Origin of the sequence: Mesorhizobium sophorae, from assembly GCF_002270415.1 — a bacterium.
GTDB classification, from domain to species: Bacteria; Pseudomonadota; Alphaproteobacteria; order Rhizobiales; family Rhizobiaceae; genus Mesorhizobium; species Mesorhizobium sophorae.
Genome location: NZ_NNRI01000010.1, coordinates 77,745 through 99,408, shown reverse-complemented (window position 1 = coordinate 99,408; position 21,664 = coordinate 77,745). Strand labels below are relative to the sequence as shown.

The following is a 21,664-nucleotide window of genomic DNA, read 5'->3' as shown; positions in this document are numbered from 1 at the left end:
ATGCGCGACAGCGAGGTTCAGGCCATGCAGCCGGGCTGCGTGTCGCTGGTGCGAAGCGCCGACGGCCTGGTCGAACGCTATCGGGTGCGCAGCACCGTCTACAAGCGCCATGGTCCGCGCGGCGTAACGGCCGACTGGATCACGATCGAGCCGGTAGCCCGCGCCGTGGAAGTCATGGAAGTGCTCTCGGCACGCAACCGCAAGGAGAAGGGGCTCTCGTCCCTGTGGGTGACCCTGAAGGACTGGCCCTGGAGCGCCGATCATCTCGGCATAGGTGCGGCGCCGACGCTCAATCTTTTCCGCGACGGTGTCGATGCGCATGCGCAAGACGGGCCGGCCATCCCGCGCATTGGTGACGAGCCCTGGAAGTTCACGACGCGGCAATTGCGCCGCACGGTCGCCTGGTACATCGCCAACCGGCCGTTCGGTACGGTCGCCGGCAAGATCCAGTACAAGCACGCCTCCGTCGCCATGTTCGAGGGCTATGCCGGATCGAGCCAGGCCGATTTCCGGCTCGCTGTCGAGCGCGAGCGCGCGCTCGGCCAGCTCGACGATATCGTCGCCCATTACGAGGCGTTCCTTCGCCAGGAAGGTCCGGCCGGACCGGGTGCGGCCCGATTGCGACGGGAGTTCGTCCGCGTTGAGGGCGAACTAGGCGATCTCCCCGGCCGGATGATGGACCGCAAGCGGCTGCGCACCATGCTTGCCCATCTCGGGCGGACGCTGCATGTCGGCTTCCTCAACGACTGTCTCTTCGAAGCGGCGACCGCGCTTTGCCTCACCGGCGTGTCGGACTCCGAACGAACGGCGCCGGCCTTGTCGCGATGCAGCCCGGACCGCTGTCCCAACGCCTGTCTGACCGTCCGGCACCTCGGGCCTTGGCAGACTTCGATCGCCGAGGGCGAAGCGCTCCTTTCCGACCGGCGCCTGTCGCAGCTGCAGCGCACGGCAATCCTTAAGGACAATGAGCGGAAGCGCCGACTGGTAGCACCCCTCCTGGAGGGTGACGCATGACAGCGCTCGGGCCGAAGAGCGAAGCCGCGTTGAGGGCGGCCATGGCGCGGCTTCTCGACGGCCGCCCCGAGCGCACCGACGGGGCGCTGACCATCGCCAATCTGGCACGCGAGGCCGGCATCAGCCGGGCGACGGCGAACCGGGCCGGTGATCTTCTCATCGAGTTCCGGACCGCCGAGGTCCGCCAGCGACGATCGTCGCCCAGCGCCCTCAAGGAACGCGTCCGCGCTCTCGAAGCGGAGCTGCGCGCCGTGCGCGGTGCCGAGATGGCCGAGCTGCGGGCGCTCGCCCGCACGCTCGCGCAGCATATCCAGGTGCTGACATTGCAGGTCGCCGAGCGCGATGCCGTGATCGACGGTCTGCAGGACGAGCTGGCACGATCCGTTGACGCCAGAGTCGTGCCGCTGCGGCGTCCGCCTCGTGGTGGCGGCTGAGAGCCGCGCGTCATCCTCATCGATCCGGTCTCGGCGCGCCGGTCATGGCCGCCTCCTCAAGCTCGCCCGTCGAGGCAGGGCTCGGGTTGTGGCAGACGCTGCCGGCCCGTCAACCCTGTTCCGCACCAGCACCGAGAACAGGGTGTGACGGGCCGGCTTCCCGCGTCTGCCTCTGCCGCCTCGCCCTCGACGGAGAGGGCGAGCTTGAGGAGGCAGCCATGACCACGAATCGCACACATGAGACCCGGACCGACATCTACGAGCGCGTCACCAGCCAGATCATCGCCGCCATCGAGGCCGGCGCCGACGACTATCGGATGCCCTGGCACCATGACGGATCGGCCATCACCACGCCCGTCAACGTCGCCTCGCAGAAGGCCTATCGCGGCGTCAACGTCATCGCACTCTGGGCCGCGGCTCACGGGGTCGGCTATCCCGCCGGCATCTGGGGCACCTATCGCCAGTGGCAGGCACTCGGCGCCCAGGTCCGCAAGGGCGAGCGCGGCCATCTGGTCGTGTTCTGGAAGATTGCCGATCGCCACGGCGAGGCCGACGCCGAGGACGGCGACGAAGATCGCGACGAGCCTGCCCGGCGCATGTTCGCCCGCGGCTACACGGTTTTCAATTGCGCCCAGGTCGATGGCTACACGCCGCCCGAGATGCCGGTGCTGCCCGAGGCAGAGCGTATCGAGCAGGCCGAGCGGTTCTGTGCGGCGCTTGGCATCGACATCCGGCACGGCGGCTCACGAGCGTACTACAGACCGTCCACGGATCACGTGCAGATGCCCGAGTTTGCCTGCTTCCGCGATGCCGTCGCCTACTACGCCGTGCTGCTCCATGAATGCGGGCATGCCTCCGGCGTCAGCCATCGCCTCGACCGCGATCTCTCCGGACGTTTCGGCTCGGCGGCCTACGCCATGGAGGAATGCACGGTCGAACTCCTGAGCGCCATGATCTGCGCCGACCTCAACCTCAGTGTCGAGCCGCGGCCCGATCACGCCGCCTATGTCGCGTCCTGGCTCGAAGTGCTTCGTGCCGACAAGCGGGCCATCTTCACCGCCGCGGCTAAGGCGCAACAGATCGCCGACTGGATGCACGCCGAGCAGGCGGGCGCTCGCCAACACAAGGTCCGGGGCGCCGCATAGGCCCTCAAACTCGATCGGTTGAGCAGCCGCATGGCGCTCGCACCACCCCTGGAATCTGTCTCACGCGCCCCAGACCGATCGAAGTGCGCGGATCTTCAGGCAAATGCCTCCGCAAAATCCGCCTGAGACAGCTTGACTGTTCAGATAAGTCGCCGAACTTGGTGCCGCGTTTCTCTCCGCCGATCTCGACCTGACGCCGGAACCGAGGCCGGACCATGCCGCCTATATCGGCAACTGGCTGAGCGTCCTGAAGAACGACAAGCGGGCGATCTTTACCGCTGCATCGCACGCGCAGCGCGCCGCAGATTTTCTTTTGAACCTCAACCCCGCCGTCCGGAAGGAGGCCGCGTGACGGCGGGACTCATCCTTTTTTCATTTCAATTTTCAACAACGGAGAAGACGACCATGAACACCGCACTCAATCAGATTGACATTCCCTTGAACAAGCTTGTCCTGTGGGACGGCAACGTCCGCAAGACCGGCATCGAGGCCGGACTCGATGAACTCGCCGCGTCGATTTCGACGCACGGGCTGCTGAATCCGCTGCTGGTCCGAAAAGGCCCGAAGGGCCGATATGCCATCGTCGCCGGGCAGCGGCGCTATCTCGCCATGCAGAGGCTGGCCAAGGCCGGAACGATGGAGAAGGCCGCGCCCGTGTCCTGCCATCTGCGTTCCGACGATCAGGACGACGCCGAATTGAGCCTCGCTGAAAACGTCGTGCGCATCGCCATGCATCCCGCCGACCAGTTCGACGCATGGCGCGGCCTGATCGACGGCGGCGCGTCCGTCCCGGACATAGCCGCCCGTTTCGGGGTGGCGGAATCGACTGTCAGGAAGCGGCTGGCGCTGGCGCGAGTCTCGCCAGCGCTTCTGGCGCAATACCGCGATGGCGCGATATCGCTCGAAGCCTTGCAGGCATTCACTATCACGGACGACCATGCCCTTCAGGACAGCGTGTGGAAAGGCCTCTCGCAATGGCAGCGCGACGATGCCAGCGCTATCCGCGAGGCTCTGACGGAAACTGATGTGCCGCGCCGTGACCGCCGCGTGTGCTTTGTCGGTCTTGAGGCCTACGAAGCGGCGGGCGGTGCTGTGCGCCGCGACCTGTTCGACGCCGAAGGCGGCGGGTACGTGAAGGACGCGGCGCTGCTCGACACGCTGACGCGCCGGAAGCTTGAAGCCGTCGCCGATCAGGTCAGGGCCGAAGGCTGGAAGTGGGTTGAAACCCGTATCGCGTTCGGATGGGAAGAACGGCAGGACTTCCAGCACGGGCGCAAGGCCGAGATCGCGTTGCCTGACGCGGTTCAGGCGGAAGCGGATGCGCTTGAAATCGAACGCGAGGCTTTGCGAGGCGACGATTTTGACAACGAGGACGACGAAGCCAAGGCCTGTGACCGCATCGAAGCCATCGAGTCCCGGCTTGGGGACATTGACGACCTGACACGCGTCTGGACCGATGAGGTCATGGCGTGCGCAGGGGCGATTGTCCACCTGACGCATGACGGCACACCTGACATAGAGCGCGGCCTGATCCGCAAGGGCGATGCCGCCGCGTTGCAGCGGGGCGACGAACACGGCGCGACTGTCGAAGACGGCAGCGCCGGGACAAAGGCCCCCGGTCAGGCATTGCCCGCTGCTCTGGTGGAAGACCTCACGGCCCAGAAGACCGCCGCATTGCGGATCGAACTGGCGCGTTCGCCTGACGTTGCGCTGGCCGCTGTCGTCCATGCCATTGCGACGAGCGCCTTCTACCATTCCAGCGGCTCGGCCCTGAAACTAAGCCTGACGACACGCGGGCTCCAGCGCTCGATCAAGGAGCATGAATCCTGTCGCGCCATGCTGGCGCTCGACGTGGAGCGTGACCGGATCATTGCCCTGCTGCCAGAGGATCAGGCCGATCTGTGGGACTGGTGCCTCAAAGCCCTGCGCGACGATCTGCTCGACGTGCTGGCGGTCGCGGCGGCGCACAGCATCGATGCCGTTGAAAGCAAGGCCGACGCGAACCGTTCCGGCAGGGCGCAGGGCGAGGCCTTGGCGGCTGCGCTCGGCCTCGACATGGCAGACTGGTATCGGCCAACGGCGGCGGGATATTTTGCTCGGATCAGCAAGGACGCGATCCTGACCGATCTTGAACAGGCGCGGCAGACTCCCTGCGCTCCCGCATGGTTCAAGATGAAGAAGGGCGAACTCGCCGTTCTTGCCGAGCGCGACACAGCCGAACGCGGCTGGCTTCCCGCGCTGCTGCGATAAAGGAGTTGCCGGGAAGCGCCGCTGGCGCTTGCCGGTTTTGTGCGGCCTTCGCCGCGCTTTTGTTCGCCGCGCCCCGTGCCGCCCCGCGACCCCGCCCGCCCGGCGAAGTTTCTTCGCCGGGCCTTTCTTTCGTCTCGCCCGCAGGCTTAGTTTGGTTGCCGCAGAATGCGGCCCGCTTGATCGGTGATCGTTGTGCAGTACAGGCTTGTCTCCGACATTCATTCCGAGCTTTGGCCCGAGAATTTCTACAGGGCGGCGAAATTCGCCGACCGCATCCTGCCGCCGCATGCTGAGGATGCGGACACCATTTTGCTGCTCGCCGGTGATACCGGCTCGCATCGTCGGCGCAACGTCTACAAGGCGGTCATCGACCGGCTGTGCGACCGGTTCCGCGCCGTCCTCGATATTCCCGGCAATCATTTCTGGTACGGCGGCACCGATTGGGATGTCTGCGCTGCGCCGAGCGCGCGCGACAACTATCATTTCGGGCACACCCTGTCGGCGTTTGGCGTCATAACGGCGACGCTCTGGACCGACTTCGACGGGGGCGATGCGGAGGCCGAGCGGCAATGCCAGGAGGGCATGAACGACTTCCGGCAAATTCCCTTCCTGACGCCCGCCGTCGTCAAAACGCGGCATGCCGCGCACCTTGAATTTCTACGGGAGAACATCCGGCCCGGATGTATCGTGATGACGCATTTTGCGCCGTCCCGGCAGTCGATACCGGAGGCGGACAAGGCGGACCCCGTGAGCGCCTACTATGCCAGCGACCTTGAAGCGCTGATCGCCGACGCGCGCCCGGCGATCTGGGTTCACGGCCATATTCACAGCCGATCGGACTACCGTATCGGCTTGACCCGGATTGTCTGCAACCCGGCGGGATATGACGGCAAGGGGCACGATCCGGCGCTGACATTTACGGTATAGGGGTTCGCCAGTTCAGATAAGGCAATGGCGGGCGCGTGCTTTCAGCGCCGCGACCGCGCAGCCTCGATCATCCGCCTGACATTGACGAAGGGAAATATGCGCTCGATCTCGTGTTCCCACGGGTACGCCAGCCAAGCATCAGGATCGTCGGGGTCGAAGCCTTGGTCGATCTGGGCAATCTGCCGTGCGTCCATGCCGAGGACGTAGAACAGCAGATGAAACTGCTCTTCCCAGGCGTCTGCATCGCCGTTTGTGAACAGCTTCGGGCGCGGCACCGGCCTGTGGTCATTCATTGATATGCCCGTCATTAAGATTTAGCGCCATGCGATCCGCATCAGCAGCGTCATGGACGCCAGATTGTCGCCCGACATTCATTCGGAATTGTGGCCGGAAACGTCCACCGCGCCGCGAAGGTCAGGGCCCCTTGATGAGATTGTTCAAACGGGCCAGCGCGTATGCGCAGAATTGCGGCGACCGCCCCTTGGCGTGATAGTCACGCGCTATGCTGATCCCGTCGGCGCCTGCCCTGATGCCGAACTGCCGGGTCAGGAAGCCCTGCATCTCCGCCACGTATTGATCGAAGGGGATGCGCTCGCGCTCGTTCTTTGTGTTTTGCATTGTGGTTCTCCATTTGGTTTCGATGGAGAGCCGTGGGGAAAGCGGGGCCAGGCACGGCCAACAACAGGTTACACGGGAGGCCCTTGACCGAAGGGATATGGCCGAATGGATCGGGCCCCTGTTCGTGCAGCCGGGACGCCGCGCTTACGGTGAATTCTCGAAGCCCAGGGGAAACACCTCTTCAAAACGCAACGTGCGATGACGCGCCTTCGCAGCCTTTGTGGCGCAGTGCAGGGTCCATACCTTCCTCATGAATCGGCAGACCGCGACGCGGGCGGTCACAGGTCTATCGCGCGTATCGAAGCCAAGGTCGTGCCGGTGTGTTGTCTGCGAACGCGTTTGCTCCGGAAGCCGCCCTTGCCTGCCATTGAAGCTCCCCTCGATCGGGCTTTGATCCCTCATGCCAGCCTTAGAGTGCCAAACCTGACAGAACGCGGCCCTGGTGGCCGCAAGCACTTCTTCGGTTCCCCCTGAAGGTCTCCCCCAAACAAGTGCTTGCGTCCGGGCCTATGCGTCCCGCCGACGGAAAGGCACGGCTGGCATGAGGTCAGCCCGAAACTCAAAAGGAGCAAGACAATGGCAAACGGCAAAAGCAACACGAAGACGGCACCGAAACGCGAAGCGACACCCCCGGCACTCATCGCCTGGCACATCGCGGAACGCGGGGAAAAGAACTTCTGGACCCGCATCGGCGCAGCCTGGAACCACGAGGACGGCGAAGGGATGACCCTGCAGCTCGACCTCATCCCGGCAGCTGGCGGCCGCATCATCCTGCGCACGCCGAAGCAGGAAGAGGAAGGGGCTTAGGAGCCGGGGCTTAGGAGCCCCTTCTTTCACCATCGCGGGCCGATGCACCCGGAGCGTCCTCCGGGTGCATCTTCAGCCACCATTCGGAGGGATGGTTGACCACGGCTGGCCCGCTCAAGCCAAAGAACATGACCTCCGGGCACTGAAAATTCGGCATCATGTCCGGCGTCACTTTCCACCGGCCGTCGATGCCGAAATATTCGCACTCCAGATAGAATTCGCAGTTTTCATGCCGGTCGGCGATGCAGCGGACCTTGTTCAGGTCATGCGGGGTTCCGACCGTCAGGGCCATCACCGCCAGCCCGACGGCGACGGCGGCCATTGCCAGCACCAACTTCATAGCGGGTCTCCCTTGGTGGCAATGTCGGTGACCGGCCGACGCAGCACTGGATGAGTGCCCATCCCCAAGCCTAGAAGCTCCATGTGGAAGTGCTCGTTCAGGACGAACGCGCAATAATTCCGCGCCAGTACGTGAAGTGTCTGGGGATGGAGTCCCTGCACCGGCCAGGGCGAAGGACCGCCCTTTCCGCGCAGCTCCATGCGTCGGCGCAGCTGAAGCCACGCCATCAGCATTTGCGTCGCTTCCGGCATGTCGAGGATGATGCGGCGCTTACCCTTGCGCTCATCATCCTGAGTCCGCAGGAGCTTCTGGACGAGATCGACCAGTTCGAGGACTTCACGCTTCAATTCTGCAGTCATTGATCCTGCTCCTCTGTTTCTTTTTCCGGTGTGGATTCCGTCTTCGGGCGATCGTCCTGCGCATCTGCCCTGGCGGCGCGTTCCGCTTCCGCTTTCTTGTCGAGCCAGTCGGTCAGCGACTGGACGAGACTGAACGAACCGCGGCTGTTTGGTTCGAGCGGGTCAGGCGAATACTCATTGCGTTTGAACACATGGTCGTAGGCTGCACGTCCCAGCAGGAAGGTGTCGCCCGACTCCGTGAACACCGCCGCCTTGGTGCTTTCGCGGCTGGTCGCCTTGCGAAGCTCAAGAGCGTCGCGCAGGCTGGCCACACCCGAGATTTCCCACTCGAAGCCCTGCGGACCGCGCATCTTCCGCCACAGCACGCGCTTGCCCAGCCGCTCCGACAGATACTGCGCCGTGGCGGCATCGTTCATCGCGAACGCCTGCCATAGCCCCGCATTGCCGAGGAAGGTTTCCCAGTTCTGCGGATACAGCTCCTGCACCTGACCGATATTCTGGATGATCGGCCACAGCTTCACGCCGTATCCGGCCAGCACCCCGGCGCTTTTCGCCAGTTGCTGAAGGCGGCCGAGAGCGTAGAACTCATCCAGCAGAAAGAGCGTCGCATGCTTGCCCTTCCGGCCTTCGGTGGCCGCCTGGAGCGCGAGGTTCACGAACAGCCGCAGAAAGCGACTGTGCTTGTCGAGGTACTGCGGCGGCAGCACCAGATAGATTGTCGTGTTGCCGCCGTTCAGGTCCGTCAGGCTGAAGTCTGACGTGCCAAGAGCCTTTTGCATTGCCGTGCTATCGAGCCACTCAGTGTGGGTGATCGCGGTGAACAGCACGTCCGCCGTCGCGTTCTGACCGCCCAGCAACTGACCGGCAGCGCCCGCCTGCGCCAGGCCGCCAAGCTCCGACATTTCCTTGATCGGCGGGCCGTCCGGATGGACGAGCAGCCCACGCACCGTCGCGAGATTGCGCTCGTTCGCTGGCACGTTCGGCGAGACCACCACGTAGTCGATCAAGCCGCTGATGAGCGCGCGTGCCGCGTTGTCGAAGAAGCTGTCCTTGCCGTCCGACGACGGGACAACAAGAGCGTCCGCAATGACACCGACGCGCTCGGCATAGTCGTTGGCACGCAGATCGAGCGCGGCCAGCGGATTGAAGCGGGCAACATAAGACTGCAATTCCGGGTCTTTGATTTCTCCGAACGGGTCGAGTATCCGCACCGTCTGGCCGAGGCACTCGGACAGGTCGCCGCCACTACCGCGCTTGAGCGCCGTCACACAGGCATTCTGCCCCTTGGGATCGATGACGAGCGCCGAGCCCGGCCACGTCAGCAGATTGGGGATGATGACCGACCGGCCTTTGCCCGCCCGCGTCGTGGCGATGGTCGCAACGTGCCGGTCGTCCTTGATGCCGACGAGCCATTTGGGGTCGTACATCGAGCGTCCAAGCAGGACGTCACCGGGTTCCCACGGGTTTGCCCACTCGTCGAACAGGCCCACGAAACGCGACGACCCGCCCATGCCGAAGTGACGGAAGGAGAAGAGCCTGCGTACAGGGCGCGTGGCGCGGCCAAGGAAGATCTTGGCCGGACGCCGGGCCCTCCACGCAAAGATCGCGGCGATCCCGCTCCCGATAATGCCGGTGTCGCCGTCCAGGGTGCGCTCCATCGATGCCGAGGCGGTGAACAGGGCAGCGTACAGGAGCGCGCCTGCCGTCAGGCCGATTACCCTGCGGACCAGCGCCGAGTTCCAGAGGCCATCGCCCCAGCGGGCACGGCCGATGGACCCGGAGATCATCGACAGAAGAAAAAACAGAACGATCAGGACGCCCGCGAAGATAATCGGTCCGTTCTGGTAGAGCGCCAAGGCGTAGGCAGGCGGGCCGAACATCCCCAGCAGAAGCGAAAACATACCGGCATACTGGAACCAGACGTACCCGAAGGCCGCCATCACGATCAGGCGCAACATGGCGCTACTCCGCAGCTTGATTTTTGAGGTCGGAAGAAGTGTCGCCGGATGCCTCCACGTCATGCGGCAACGGCGGCGTCGTCATGGAGCCGTGCCTGGGGCAGTGCGGCGCGCCCAGATCGGCGAGCCACCGCGCGGCTACCCGCACCGTGTAGCCACACCCCTTCGCAAGGCACTCCGCCTTGAGCATCCGCGTCGTCTGTTTCTTGGGTCGGTCGGCGACTTCGATGCCGGACAGCGTCACGCGGTCGAAGTTCAGCCGGGCGTGCGGCAGGGGGCCGAGGGCGCCCGCCAGCTCGTTTAAACGCTCCCGCAGGGCAGCGCCCGGCAGGGCGTTGCGCATCTGCCCCTCAAGACCAAGACGGAGCGCTGCATCTCGAAACAGCTTGCCGTGCTTCGCTTCCGGTGGCAGCGCGGCATGGGTCAGCTGATGGGCGAGAATGCCGAGCACATCGAGCGGATCGGCGAAGTCCGCCCGAACGATCAGTTCGCAGTGGCCGTCGTCCGTCGCCGAGGCAGGCCACACTTCGCCCGCGACCTTGCTCTTCTTCCCCTGCGAGGTGAAAGCGATCGAGAAGCGGATCGCCTCCGGGATCGCCAGCCCGAGCTTCGCGAAATATGGCCGAAGCTCGTTCGTAGCGGCACGCAGCCAGGCTTCACGGCTGCTGTGATCGTTGCTAGTATTGCGCGGCTTTTGCATGTCCGACTCCAAGTTCCGAAAACCTGAAGCCGACTGTGATGCAAAGGCGCTGGACAAGTCCTAGTCACAGAAGGTGCGCAACGAGTGTCCGAATCTGACGGCCGAATGGAGTTTGATACGGCTGCGCGTGATCGCGTTCGCCGCCAGATTCAGCACTACATGACGGCGCACCGTATCGGGGTGCACCGTCTGGCTGATCGGATTTCAAAGGCCAACACTCGAAAGCCTGAGATACCCATTAAGACGCTGCAACGCTTTCTGGCCGGCCGCCATCGGACGAACGACATGTACGTCCAATTTTTCCAAAAGTTTGCCGAAGGCTTGCCGGAGCCGGACCCGATCGGGGAGCTGGGACGAGCGATGGCCGCGTTTCACGGAACGCAAGAGGCCGGGCCGTTCAGCGGCGAATACATATCCGACATGGTCAGAGTCGGAGTCGGCACAACTGCCGCCGCTTATCGGTCCGATCTAAAAATAACGGCCGACAAAACGTTTTGCCGTGTCGTCGAGCAGGGCGTCGATGGAACAGCGAAATCGTATGAAGGTGTGCTCATTAGCAATGGCGTGACAGCGATCATTGCCCTTCAGGATCGCTCGACCAGAACACCTAAACAGTATCTAATCCACCCAGATGGTTCCGGTTACACGGCAAGAGGAACGGAAGCCATATTCGGTCCAAGCAACAAGCACATCGTCCATTCACTGTCGGGACGGATAATTCCACGTGACGGGCCGATGGCGGTGTTTGTAAAAGGGGTATTCCACAAAGAGGTTTTGCCAGATGATCCGATCAGATCGGGGCAGCTTGTCACGGCCCCTAGCAAATCGACAGATGATGAGAATAGCGAACGGGATGACGTGGTTGATTCAGACTTCGAAGTAGTGATGAGCGACGAGGATATTCAAAGGGCGTTCCTCGTTGCGGCCGATCAGGCTGACGAAGATGAGCTGCGTCGTCTCGTTGAAGAAGTCACAGATATCAATATTCCAGACGCCGCAACTGGCATGACGGCCCTGCATTTGTCGATTGGACGAAACGCGATGGGCGCTGTCCGTCTGCTCGTGGAACGTGGCGCAAAGTTTGTGCCGGACAAGTTTGGAAGGATGCCCTCAACGGTCGCCGTCGAGTGCGAAGCCAGCGATGAACTAATCGACTTCATCGTAGACGCCGAGGCCAGGGCAGAAGGCGTTTAAACGACCTCCAGTCTCTTTCGGCCCCTTTAAGACCCAGCATCACACAGTTCATTTGATGCCAGATCGTTGCCCGTTCTAGTCTGGGACGATCCTGCTGCGTCTCGGTATCTTGGTTGAATTGAGCATTGTTCGATTTGCAAATTTTCACATGCAAAGCCATAGAGTGACAACGAAATAATCATAACACCTAAGTTTGCAGAATTGGAATGAACGTGAAAGTATTGCACTAGAAAATAAATCTGTTTCGTCTCTTGAATGACTTTACCGTCGATCCTTTATTTCTTGTAGTCGGTGGTTTTATAGCCCTAAGCTTGAAGGAAGGGCGATAGCGAGCAATGTTTTTGTTTCACAAAAACGCTCGTCAGGGGGGCACCCCCTGAAACCCCGCTGAAGGGCGACGACTGGCATGACGAACGACACGCCTGTCTTTCGAAAAGGCGGACGGCCTCGAAAACCGGACCTCGACAAGCGCGGTCTAGTCGTCGCGGCGCGTGTGCGTCCCGATGAGCTGGCCGCCATCGAGGAGCGTGCCGCCGCCAGCAACCGGCTCGTGTCCGATTTCCTGCGCGAGCAGGCGCTGACCGGAAAGGTGCTGGTCCGCGCGTTCAACACGCTCAGCGCCATCGACCGGCACGACCTGGCCCGTATCGGCTCGAACCTGAACCAGATGGCCCGCGCTTTCAATACGACGGGCGATACCTATCGCGCCCGCAATATCGAGAGCCTGCTCGACGAGCTGCGCGCGCTGCTCGATCGCCTCAGTCCGGCCGGAGGGTCCGACCATGAACTGGGCGAAAGGTAGGAAGACGCGCGGCCGGGGTACGTCGTTCAAGGGCGCTTTGACCTACGCCCTTCATGACAAATCCGCGACCACGGCTGAGCGGGTCGGGTTTGTCGAACTCCGCAATCTCGCCACTGACGATCCGAACCGCGCCTGGTCCGAGATGATGGCGCTGGTCGATGCGGCCGACGACCTGAAGCGGCGTTCGGGGGTGAAGGCGACGGGCCGCAAGATGACCAAGCCCGTCTATGCCTTTACCCTGAACTGGCACGAGGCCGATAATCCTGACGCGGCCCACATGCGCGAGACGGCGCTTGATGCCTTGAAGGCGCTCGGCATGGAGAACATGCAGGCCGCGATCATCGAGCATACCGATCGCCCGCACAGGCATGTCCATGTCATCGTCAACCTGGTTGACCCCGAGACAGGCAAGGCCGTCTCGTTATCAAATGACGAGCACAAGCTCGATCGCTGGGCCGACGATTACGAGCAGGCGCAGGGGGTCATCCGGAGCCCTGATCGGCGGGCTAAATTCGCGGCGCTCGATCAGGGCCGCGATCCTCCCAAGCGACCGAGCCAGGCGTCCAGCCGCGAGGAGTGGGAAGCCACGCGCGGCGTGAACAGCCCGCAGGCCAAAGAACGCGCCGCCGCCATCAAGGCGGCCTACGCGGCACAGGTCAGCCAGCTCAAGGCTGTCCTCGCTGAACGCTATCGTATGCGCCGGGCGGAAGGCGATCGGCTCTGGAATGGTCATCGGGCCGACAACAAGGCGATCCGGGACCGCTATCAGCCCTTCATCGACGCGATCTACAAATCACGCCGGAAGGCTCCTCCACATCCCTCCACCGAGCAAGCCCTTCGCGACTTGCAGGACACCGCGGAATGGAAGGAACTGGGGCGCCGTCAATTCGCTCGCCGCAAAACTTTCAACAAGCGTGAGCGCCATTTCTTCGGCTTCCTGGCCAACATCGTTAGCCTTCACGATGCTGCTCGCAGACGGGGCGACAGATCGTCTTTCTTCTTGCTGGCGGTCAGTCTCAGCCGCCGCAGGGCGTCGTTCGAGCAAGGACAGGAACACGAAAAGCAGATGCTGCGGCAAACGCAGGCGCAACGCCGCAAGGGCCTTGCCGACACGCTGAGGGCGGCATGCCGTCACGAGCTGGCGCAGCACGCTGGAGAGTTCAAGCAGCGGCGCAAGGCGTTGTCCGAACGCCATGCCGGCGAGGTCGTCGCCGAGAGGTCCGAATGGCGGAACATAGCGGTCGAGCGGGACAAGGCGTGGGCCGAGTTTCGGCGGGAGTTCAGCGAGCGTGATGTTCGGCGGGAGGAGGCGGCACCCACTCTGCGGCGGCAATTCAATGGCGCGGCATCTGGCGAAGAACGCTCGGCTAAACAAGCAAAATCGGACGGGAGGGCCGAGGGCAAGCAGGGTAATGGCTCGGTTGGTTCTCATCCCGTGCAGCAGGAGGAGGCGGGATGGCGCAAGCGGCGCACGGCCGCCGAACGGAAGGCCGATGGAAGCTATAAACCTCGTGAGCGCGGTGGCAGGGATCGGGGCCGGACACGGTAAGATACGCCCCCGCTTCGCTGCACCGCATCAACCAAGGCAATCAGAAAGTTGCGTCGATACACCTAAAGATTGTATTATGGAAATATACTTTAGGATATTTGGATAATGAAGGACTTTAACAGCAAATCCCGAATCTCCGCCACGATCGAGTACGCGGCGCTTGGAACTGTTTCAATTGATCAACTGACGCAGGCGCTTTGGGAAGACGTCAAAGCGCTTCAAGACTTCTACGGGGTGAGGTTTGTCACCGGTGCGAAGCTCATCATTCCATCGACGAACGAGTATGGCCATCCGATGCTTATCAAGCATCCGGACGGGCGGGTCGTTCGCCGCTACGATACGCACTACTACCGCCCTGCCTGTCTCGATTACAAACTGTGAGGGCAAGGCATGCGGCACATTGAATACATCGATATCGACCAGGCACGCGAAGCGCTCATGCAAATTGGCATTGAGCTTACACGGCGTCAGATGAAACGTGCCGCCGACAAAGACGCCACAGGGGTGCGCAAGCTGCCCTTTTTCCTAGATCCCATAGACGGCCGCTTGAAGATTGAGAAGAGCACCCTCTTGAAAATTTACTTCAAGCGCCAAGTAGATGCCGAAAATACTTGGCGAGACGCGGGGCCGACGCTATAAGTAATCATCAATTTTATACTTGGTAAGCATGGCTGATATAACAAAGAAAACTGGGAAGAAGGGAGCGAGTTACCAGGTTCGGTATGCGACACCGTCCCGCAAATCGGGCTATTCCTATAGAACCTTCGCTTCCATGAAGGAGGCGCGCGCCTTCCTCGAAAGCGGGGCGACACAGCGACAGACAAATGTCGCTATTGAAGGTCCGAACACCGTAGAAGCTGCCACTGAGTTATGGCTGCGGATATGCGAAAAGGAAGGCCTGAATGGCCGGGAGCCGGTCACCGCATACACCTGCGAGAACTACGCCTACCGCGCCGAGTTTATCAAAGCCTATCCCTGGTCGAAGCCGCTTCAAGAATTGAACACGCCAGACATCGTCGCCTTCCGCTCCTGGCTTCTCAACGGCGAGGCGAGCCGCATTGTCGCCAGCAAAGTCCTTTCCTCGTTCCACTCCATAATGAAGGAAATGACAATCCGTGGGCACATGCACCACAATCCTGCAATAGGCGTCTCGATCCGAGCCGAGAGCCGCTACAAGGAAGCGGTCAATATCCCCACGAAACGCGACATCGTTGCGCTTCTGGCGGCAGCCGACGCGCTGGCAAACTCAAAGAACCTGACGGTCGGAGGCGCCTGGAAGCGATACCGGCCCATGCTGTATCTCGCTGTCGACTCCGGCATGCGGCCGCAGGAATACATCGCCTTAGGGCGGTCCGCGATCCACCCGACCGGGGTCCAGGTCGAGCGCGCTCTCGATGGCAGCGGACGCTCCATTTCCGTAACCAAGACAGCGGCTGGACGGCGCTTTATCGATCTAAGCCAAGACACGCTGGACATGGTCAACCACTATGCTGATCGTCATGCAGTGGCCAACAAACATGATCTGGTCTTTCCCTCGGAGAGCGGCGGCTGGGTGTGCCGCCGGAACTGGCAGCATCGCGGCTTCGAGGTCGCATGTGAAAAGGCTGGCTTGATGGAAGAGGTCGAGAGCGACGGAGAAACGGTCAGCCGGGCAAAATTCCGTCCCTATGACCTGCGTCACTTCTTCGCTTCGATGCTCATCGAGGAACGCACTAACCTCAAAAAGATACAGAAGCTGATGGGGCATGCCAACATCGAGACGACCCTCAACGTCTACGGTCACCTGATCGAAGACGCGGAGGCGGGGCCAAAACAGGCTGTCGGTCTGCTCGGTCGCCTAAGCCAGAGCAAAGGCGTCGAGACCGTGCCGGCAGCGGCCGAGTGATCAAATATTACGGGTGGAAATTCATATCAAAAAATGCCATGTTTATTGCAAGGTCCAAGTAAATATCGGGCCGAGTACGATTTGTTGTTGCAAATTTGTGGCAAGACCAGCCTAAGACCCGCAGAAATCCGCCATTTTTTATTCATGGGGTGCAAGGGGTCGCAGGTTCGAATCCTGTCACTCCGACCATTTTAAAATCAAAGACTTAGCCAAATACTACGGAAAGAAATGCAGTTGTAGCGCGAAATTTGCCACAACTTGGTGCCCTCCGGAAACCCGCAGAAATCCGCCATTGTCCTAATGGGTCTGGCTCAGCCTGTGGCACGTTTGTGGCAAATCCACATATCGAGCATTCTGCCCACTCTGGCCGAAGGGGTATCCGTCGCGGTTCAGACGGAGCACTGCCCGAATGAGCGAACTCTATGGCTGCGAGACCTCGCTGTCTGCCGCCCTTGCCGGCTCCCAGAAGCGGGTGGCCTGCCACAACTGTAAACGAGGTAGACATATTCCACCGGGGCTACCGGCAACCGCGGCACTGAAATAAGTTACCAATCCGCCATTTGAGAGCGAGAGCCACGTTTCCACAGCTTCACAATTCGTATCTTTTCTCTCCAAATTTCTCTGATTTTCTCTATAATCGCGCGGCTGTAGCGGGGAAAATCAAGGCCATGAGCGAGATTCTCACGGTGCGGGAGGTAGCCGCCCTGCTCAAGATCAATGTGAAGACAGCGTACAAGCTGGTGGCCAAAGGGGAAATTCCCGGCTTCAAGGTGGGCGGATCATGGCGTTTCGACCGGGGTAAAATTGAAAGCTGGATACGACGTAAAATGGAAAGGCACGAGGATGGCGGCTCAACACGCCAATCGAAACGCACGAGAGGCAACACGGATCGCAATGTCGGATAGCACCGCGCCAACTGAGCTCGTTTGGTTTGGTCCCCGTACGAACGTGACCGCAATGGCGGCATTCGGACTGAGGCTCGCCGGAGGCGGTGCGCATCAATCAAAAACGATGATGTTTCAAGAGATCGACGCGGTGCTCGCGTCGGGCTTCACTGATCTCGCGGACATCAAGCGCTCTGTAATCGAAGAGAACATTCTCGGAAAAGCAACGGCGAACAACCGTGCTCTGACCTACAGACACTTGGTATCGCTTTACGCCGTCAGCCACGGAGTTCCGCTTTTTCAGGCTTTGGCGGCGCTGTGGAAGGTCGATGCGCCAGGTCGGCGATTGCTAGCATTGCTGGCCGCATTGGCGCGTGATCCGCTCCTTCGCGATACGGTGCCTCCCATCCTCGGAGCGACAATCGGAGAGCCTCTCCCCAGAGAGCTTTTTGAGGCCGCCCTCCTGAAAGCCAATCCAGAACGGTTCAGCGATAAAATGCTTCGTTCTCTGGCACAAAATTGCGCGTCCACTTGGACCCAATCGCGCCACTTGGAAGGCAAGGTTCGCAAGATTCGACGCCGCGTGACAGCCTCCCCCCAGGTTGCCGCCTTTGCGGCTTTATTGGCGACCGTAAGCGGCTTTGGCGGGCCTGCCATCCTCAACTCTTTGTGGATGCGAGTCCTCGACCTTTCTCCGGATCGCGCCTTGGACTTGTTGCGGCAGGCAGAAGGTCAAGGGCTTGTCCGTGTCCGATCCGCCGGAGACGTGACCGAAATTTCCGTGCGTCAGCCAATGGCAATAGCGTTAGGGATAGGCCAGCTTGAACACGTTTGACGACATTCTGACCGCCTACACCAGGCAAGTTCAGCTTCCATGGGCTGACGACACGCCGCCGGCTGGCCGGGTGTGGATCGTTTGGTATGAGAAGGCCCTTCAGCGCCGCTTCACCGGGCGCCTCGGCGAATTCGAGCATGCGACTTTGTCCGCTGGCCACGGATGGCGTCATCTCAATCTGTCGTCGTGGTTTGGAAATTGGATTGCCCGGCACGAGTTTTTTGGTGCGCTTGTAAGCCAACCACGTGAGTTGCGGGGACTGCTCCCTGACATCGAAAATGAGCTTGTGTCAAAGCTGCGGCAGGAGCTTGCACAATGCACCCGCAACGATGTGCTTGCGGTTGACGGATGCGGATCGCTGTTCGGTGTCGCCCGCGTATCCAATCTAATAGGACGGGCCGCTGACGCCATTCCGGGCCGACTCGTCGTCGGATTTCCAGGGAAGCACGCCGGAAGCGTCTATCGCCTTCTCGATGCGCGTGACGGTTGGAACTATCACGCTATTCCCATTCCGCCAGACAACGCCGCATGAGGCCAATATCAATGCTCAACAAAGATACATTTCAAACGAACCCGGCGGACTACCGGCTTGCCAACCAGGGTGTCGCGAAGATTTCTTTTCCGCCGACCCCGGAGGCACTCGAAACGCTGCGCGGGGAGCTCTCCACATTTGTCTGCGACGGAGCTTATGCAAATGGACTCAGCCGCATCCTTGAAGCCTATCTGGGGTCAGTCGGCAAAGGTGGGAGCGCGCCTGCGGTCTGGATTTCCGGCTTCTATGGTTCAGGTAAATCGCATCTTGCGAGCATGCTGGCTTCACTGTGGACCAATCTTGAGTTTCCCGACGGAGCAACGGCGGAAGGGCTGATCCCGCATCTGCCACCGGAAGTCTCAGCACCACTGAAAGAGCTGCGGATCGCGGCCCGGCGGGTCGGTGGTGTCGTCGCCGCAGGAGACACTTTGGGCGCGGGTCCGACCGACCCCGCCGAAGCGACGTTGGGCATCATCCTCCGGGCTGTGGGGTTGCCGAGTGACATACGGGCAGCGCAGGTCGCGTTGTGGCTTGCCAGCATTGGCATTCTGGATGCCGTGCGCGCCGACCTCGGGCAGACGTTCCAAACAGATATCCGCAACTTTATTCTATCGCCACGGTTCAGTGCCGCCGTCCTTCGCGCCAAGCCTGAATTGGCGGACAACCCACGCGACCTCAGTGCCATGATGCAGGCACAGTTTCCTGAGCCGCCGCCAGTCACGGTCGATCTTTTGGAGACGATGGGGCGGCAGGCTCTTCTCCTGGGCCGCAAGGAAATACCGCTCACCCTTATCGTTCTTGACGAGGTGCAGCAGTTCATCCGTCAAGACCCTGGCCTGACGCTAAACATCCAGACCATCGCAGAGCGGCTAGCGGGCCGCTTTGACGGAAAAGTCCTTCTTGTCGCCACCGGGCAGCAAGCTCTTAGCGATGTTCAGAACCTTCAGAAGCTTCTCGATCGTTTCCCTGTCCAGATCGCCCTAGGAGAAGCCGACGTCGATGCGGTGATCCGCAAGACGGTGCTGCGCAAGAAAACTGGCGCGGAAAAAGACATCAGTGCGATGCTGGCCGCGAATGCGGGTGAGATCAGCCGTCACCTTCGCGGTAGCCGTTTGGCGCACACCGTTCAAGACGACGACGAGGCGGTACTGGATTGGCCTTTGCTCCCGTCGAGGCGACGCCTTTGGGAGCGCATTCTCAGAGAACTCGACAGGACGGGGTTGGGGGGAACGCTCCGTGGTCAGCTGCGCACGACGCTTGATGCCGCCAAGACCTATGGCGAGAAGCCGCTCGGCAATGCCGTCCCGGTCGATTTCCTGTACGGACGCTTTGCCACGGAGGCATACAACGCCGGCCTTCTGCCTGGCGAGACGCGGAACAGAATTGAAGCCTTGAAGGCTGGCTCTGCCGCCGACCAACTGAAGGCGCGCGTGCTCATGCTGGTCTATATGCTCGGGCGCATTGCCCCCGAGGCTGACCATCACGGGGTTCGCGCCCAGCCCGAAACCATTGCCGACCTTCTGGTTGTCGACCTGTCCGGCGATAGCGAATTGCGGCAGAAAGTCCCGGCACTACTCCAGGAGCTTCGAGCCGATGGAGCCGTGATCGAGGTTTCAGGTGAGTGGCGGCTCCAGACAAAAGAAAGCGCAGAGTGGGAATCGGCATACCGCGCCGAAGAGAAAACGAGCCTGTCCGATCAGGCCGGAACGGCCCGGACGCGCCGCGATCTTCTTGGCCAAGCCATAGAAACGGCGCTGACCGGCGCCAGCAGCGTCACGCAAGGGGCCAGCAAGCAGCCGCGCCGGATTCATCGTCTGCAACCGGACGACAAGGCTCCTTCCGATGGTGTTACGCTCCGGCTCCGCAGCGGTTGGGACGAAGACCTAACAGCCGTCGAGAAGGTTATCGCCGCATCACCAACGACGGACGCCACTGTCCACCTGCTTATTCCCCGTCACAGGGCAGATGAATTGGGACGCGCCCTTGTTACACGCAGAGCTGCAGAGCACGTGCTTCAGCTTCGCGGCGTACCGCAAACGGATGCTGGCCGCGAGGCGCAATCGGCAATGCTGTCCCGGTCTGCGAAGGCGCTATCGGCAGCGAATGAAATCCTGCGCGAGGCCATGACACAGGCGCGTGTCGTTCAAGCAGGTGGACGTGTTATCACCGGTGCACCGGCCGATGCCGTCAAGGAGGCGGCAACCAACGCGCTTGCTAGGCTCTATCCGCAATTCGCCGACGGCGATCACAGCCAATGGGACAAAGTGCGCGATCGGGCAATGCGCAAAGACCCGGATGCGATGAAGGCCGTTGATCATGGCGGCGCGCCGGAATCTCACCCTGTTTGCAAAGCGATCCTCGCTTACTTAGGGCCGGGTCGCAAAGGGTCCGACATTCGATCCCAGTTCATCAGCACGCCCTACGGTTGGTCACAAGACGTCGTTGATGGCGCGCTCGTTGTGTTGGCCAATGCCGGCCAGGTTCGTGTAGTCGGCGAAGACGGCAAGCCCGCGTCGCTTCCGGACATTCCACGTCAGAAAATGGGCACCTGCACCTATCGTGCGGAGACGACCATCATAACCGTCGCGCAACGCGTGGCGGTGCGTGGACTCCTGACTGAAGCCGGAATGCCATTTGAGAACGGACAAGAGGCATTTGCCCTCTCCGCATTGCTCGATCGTTTGCAAAGCGCCGCTCAGCAATCCGGAGGTCCCGCGCCTTCACCGGAACCGGACACCGTGCCCGAACTGCCTAGATACAAAACTCTATCCGGAAACGATCTTCTCGCCGCACTGGCTGAGAATGCCGTCTCTCTCCGCGAGAAACTCAAGGCATGGCAGGCGGCGGCTTCAAAGGCGAACCTGCGCTTGCCCAACTGGCATTTGGCAGAACGCTTGGTTCGATTGGGCGCTGACGCTCAGGATTCCGAACTGTCCGCTATGCGCACGGGGCGAAAGCTACTAGTAGACCCCGATCCCGTTCCGCCGCTGGTAAGCGCGGCGGCGGATACGCTCCGCGAAAAGCTCAATGCAGCGCATGCCGCATGGGATGCGGCCTGGAAGCGTGGCGAAGATCGGCTCGTAAACTCCGAAACCTGGGGGCGGCTAACGCCCGACCAGAAGCGTGCGATCCGCGAAGACAACCGCATGCTCCCGGTCACAAAACCCACCGTCGACACGCCGCAAGCCATCGCCGAGGCTTTGGCGCAGCGCGGCCTCTCCGAATGGGAAAACATGAGCAAGGCCCTGCCTGCACGTGTCGATGATGCCCTGGCGGCGGCGGCGGCGTTGCTGGAGCCCAAGGCGCGCACCGTGAATCTGCCAGGCGTCATGATGAAGTCGGAAGCCGAGCTCGACGCGTGGCTTGCAAAGGTTCGAGCCAAGATTGCCGAAGCCCTGGGCGACGGCCCTGTAATTCCGAAGGTGTAGCGG

General features: G+C 61.5%; 21 protein-coding genes and 2 pseudogenes. 17 read left to right on the top strand and 6 right to left on the bottom strand.

Annotation, left to right across the window (positions count from 1 at the left end; genetic code table 11):
* The 6 genes and pseudogenes from CGZ66_RS16600 to CGZ66_RS16575 form a co-directional block, all read left to right on the top strand.
* Positions 1 to 1,014, top strand: a pseudogene (locus CGZ66_RS16600) (hypothetical protein); the annotation flags it as partial.
* Positions 1,011 to 1,448 (top strand): hypothetical protein, encoded by a 438-nt coding sequence (locus CGZ66_RS16595; RefSeq protein WP_095084957.1) that lies wholly within the window; start codon positions 1,011 to 1,013, stop codon positions 1,446 to 1,448. The pseudogene CGZ66_RS16600 and the gene CGZ66_RS16595, both read left to right, overlap by 4 nt.
* 218 nt (positions 1,449 to 1,666) lie before the next feature.
* A complete protein-coding gene (locus tag CGZ66_RS16590) occupies positions 1,667 to 2,593 on the top strand; it encodes an ArdC family protein (protein ID WP_095084956.1) in 927 nt (308 codons plus the stop codon).
* A gap of 148 nt (positions 2,594 to 2,741) precedes the next feature.
* Positions 2,742 to 2,945, top strand: a pseudogene (locus CGZ66_RS16585) (zincin-like metallopeptidase domain-containing protein); the annotation flags it as partial.
* Positions 2,946 to 2,998: 53 nt separating this feature from the next.
* Positions 2,999 to 4,843 carry a ParB/RepB/Spo0J family partition protein gene (locus tag CGZ66_RS16580; protein WP_095085307.1) on the top strand — a complete coding sequence of 615 codons (1,845 nt, stop codon included), beginning with the start codon at positions 2,999 to 3,001 and terminating at the stop codon, positions 4,841 to 4,843.
* A 192-nt stretch (positions 4,844 to 5,035) separates the two neighbouring features.
* Positions 5,036 to 5,770, top strand: coding sequence for a metallophosphoesterase (locus CGZ66_RS16575; protein ID WP_167392135.1), 735 nt, complete (start codon positions 5,036 to 5,038; stop codon positions 5,768 to 5,770).
* A gap of 41 nt (positions 5,771 to 5,811) precedes the next feature.
* Here CGZ66_RS16575 and CGZ66_RS16570 read toward each other — a convergent pair whose 3' ends face one another.
* Both CGZ66_RS16570 and CGZ66_RS16565 read right to left on the bottom strand, forming a co-directional pair.
* Entirely contained in the window at positions 5,812 to 6,063 is a 252-nt protein-coding gene (locus tag CGZ66_RS16570; protein WP_095085303.1) for a hypothetical protein, read from the bottom strand.
* Positions 6,064 to 6,184: 121 nt separating this feature from the next.
* A complete protein-coding gene (locus CGZ66_RS16565) occupies positions 6,185 to 6,388 on the bottom strand; it encodes a hypothetical protein (RefSeq protein ID WP_095085301.1) in 204 nt (67 codons plus the stop codon).
* Between the two features lie 576 nt (positions 6,389 to 6,964).
* Between CGZ66_RS16565 and CGZ66_RS16555 the strand changes: the two genes are divergently transcribed.
* Positions 6,965 to 7,195 (top strand): hypothetical protein, encoded by a 231-nt coding sequence (locus tag CGZ66_RS16555; RefSeq protein WP_095085297.1) that lies wholly within the window; start codon positions 6,965 to 6,967, stop codon positions 7,193 to 7,195.
* A gap of 10 nt (positions 7,196 to 7,205) precedes the next feature.
* Here CGZ66_RS16555 and CGZ66_RS16550 read toward each other — a convergent pair whose 3' ends face one another.
* Genes CGZ66_RS16550 through CGZ66_RS16535 form a run of 4 tightly spaced genes read right to left on the bottom strand, consistent with a single transcriptional unit; the run spans position 7,206 to position 10,552 of the window.
* Positions 7,206 to 7,517: a hypothetical protein gene (locus tag CGZ66_RS16550; RefSeq protein ID WP_143748772.1), complete on the bottom strand. Its 312-nt coding sequence runs from the start codon at positions 7,515 to 7,517 to the stop codon at positions 7,206 to 7,208.
* A 14-nt stretch (positions 7,518 to 7,531) separates the two neighbouring features.
* Complete coding sequence (locus CGZ66_RS16545) at positions 7,532 to 7,894, bottom strand: hypothetical protein (RefSeq protein WP_095085293.1); 363 nt, start codon at positions 7,892 to 7,894, stop codon at positions 7,532 to 7,534.
* Positions 7,891 to 9,852 (bottom strand): type IV secretory system conjugative DNA transfer family protein, encoded by a 1,962-nt coding sequence (locus CGZ66_RS16540; RefSeq protein WP_167392134.1) that lies wholly within the window; start codon positions 9,850 to 9,852, stop codon positions 7,891 to 7,893. Before CGZ66_RS16540 ends, CGZ66_RS16545 begins: the two co-directional genes overlap by 4 nt.
* 4 nt (positions 9,853 to 9,856) lie before the next feature.
* Positions 9,857 to 10,552 carry a transcription elongation protein SprT gene (locus tag CGZ66_RS16535; protein ID WP_095085287.1) on the bottom strand — a complete coding sequence of 232 codons (696 nt, stop codon included), beginning with the start codon at positions 10,550 to 10,552 and terminating at the stop codon, positions 9,857 to 9,859.
* 84 nt (positions 10,553 to 10,636) lie between these two features.
* Between CGZ66_RS16535 and CGZ66_RS16530 the strand changes: the two genes are divergently transcribed.
* From CGZ66_RS16530 to brxC, 10 genes are all read left to right on the top strand, one after another.
* A complete protein-coding gene (locus CGZ66_RS16530) occupies positions 10,637 to 11,746 on the top strand; it encodes an ankyrin repeat domain-containing protein (RefSeq protein ID WP_143748771.1) in 1,110 nt (369 codons plus the stop codon).
* Between the two features lie 406 nt (positions 11,747 to 12,152).
* Positions 12,153 to 12,548, top strand: a complete 396-nt coding sequence (locus CGZ66_RS16525; RefSeq protein ID WP_095085279.1) for a plasmid mobilization protein — start codon at positions 12,153 to 12,155, stop codon at positions 12,546 to 12,548.
* On the top strand, positions 12,529 to 14,097 hold the full coding sequence (locus tag CGZ66_RS16520; RefSeq protein ID WP_095085273.1) for a relaxase/mobilization nuclease domain-containing protein: 1,569 nt from the start codon (positions 12,529 to 12,531) through the stop codon (positions 14,095 to 14,097). Before CGZ66_RS16525 ends, CGZ66_RS16520 begins: the two co-directional genes overlap by 20 nt.
* Positions 14,098 to 14,202: 105 nt before the next feature.
* Positions 14,203 to 14,478, top strand: a complete 276-nt coding sequence (locus tag CGZ66_RS16515) for a hypothetical protein (protein ID WP_095085269.1) — start codon at positions 14,203 to 14,205, stop codon at positions 14,476 to 14,478.
* 9 nt (positions 14,479 to 14,487) lie between these two features.
* Entirely contained in the window at positions 14,488 to 14,736 is a 249-nt protein-coding gene (locus CGZ66_RS16510) for a hypothetical protein (protein WP_095085261.1), read from the top strand.
* Positions 14,737 to 14,869: 133 nt separating this feature from the next.
* Positions 14,870 to 15,982, top strand: coding sequence for a tyrosine-type recombinase/integrase (locus CGZ66_RS16505; protein WP_245331123.1), 1,113 nt, complete (start codon positions 14,870 to 14,872; stop codon positions 15,980 to 15,982).
* A gap of 668 nt (positions 15,983 to 16,650) precedes the next feature.
* The gene (locus CGZ66_RS16500; protein ID WP_095085245.1) at positions 16,651 to 16,887 is read left to right on the top strand and encodes a helix-turn-helix domain-containing protein; all 237 of its coding nucleotides are present in this window, start codon (positions 16,651 to 16,653) and stop codon (positions 16,885 to 16,887) included.
* Between the two features lie 52 nt (positions 16,888 to 16,939).
* The gene (locus CGZ66_RS16495) at positions 16,940 to 17,701 is read left to right on the top strand and encodes a hypothetical protein (protein WP_095085243.1); all 762 of its coding nucleotides are present in this window, start codon (positions 16,940 to 16,942) and stop codon (positions 17,699 to 17,701) included.
* Entirely contained in the window at positions 17,688 to 18,233 is a 546-nt protein-coding gene (locus CGZ66_RS16490) for a DUF1788 domain-containing protein (protein WP_095085241.1), read from the top strand. The genes CGZ66_RS16495 and CGZ66_RS16490 overlap by 14 nt, the downstream gene beginning before the upstream one ends.
* Positions 18,234 to 18,244: 11 nt before the next feature.
* Entirely contained in the window at positions 18,245 to 21,661 is a 3,417-nt protein-coding gene (brxC, locus tag CGZ66_RS16485; RefSeq protein ID WP_095085237.1) for a BREX system P-loop protein BrxC, read from the top strand.
* Positions 21,662 to 21,664: the final 3 nt, after the last annotated feature.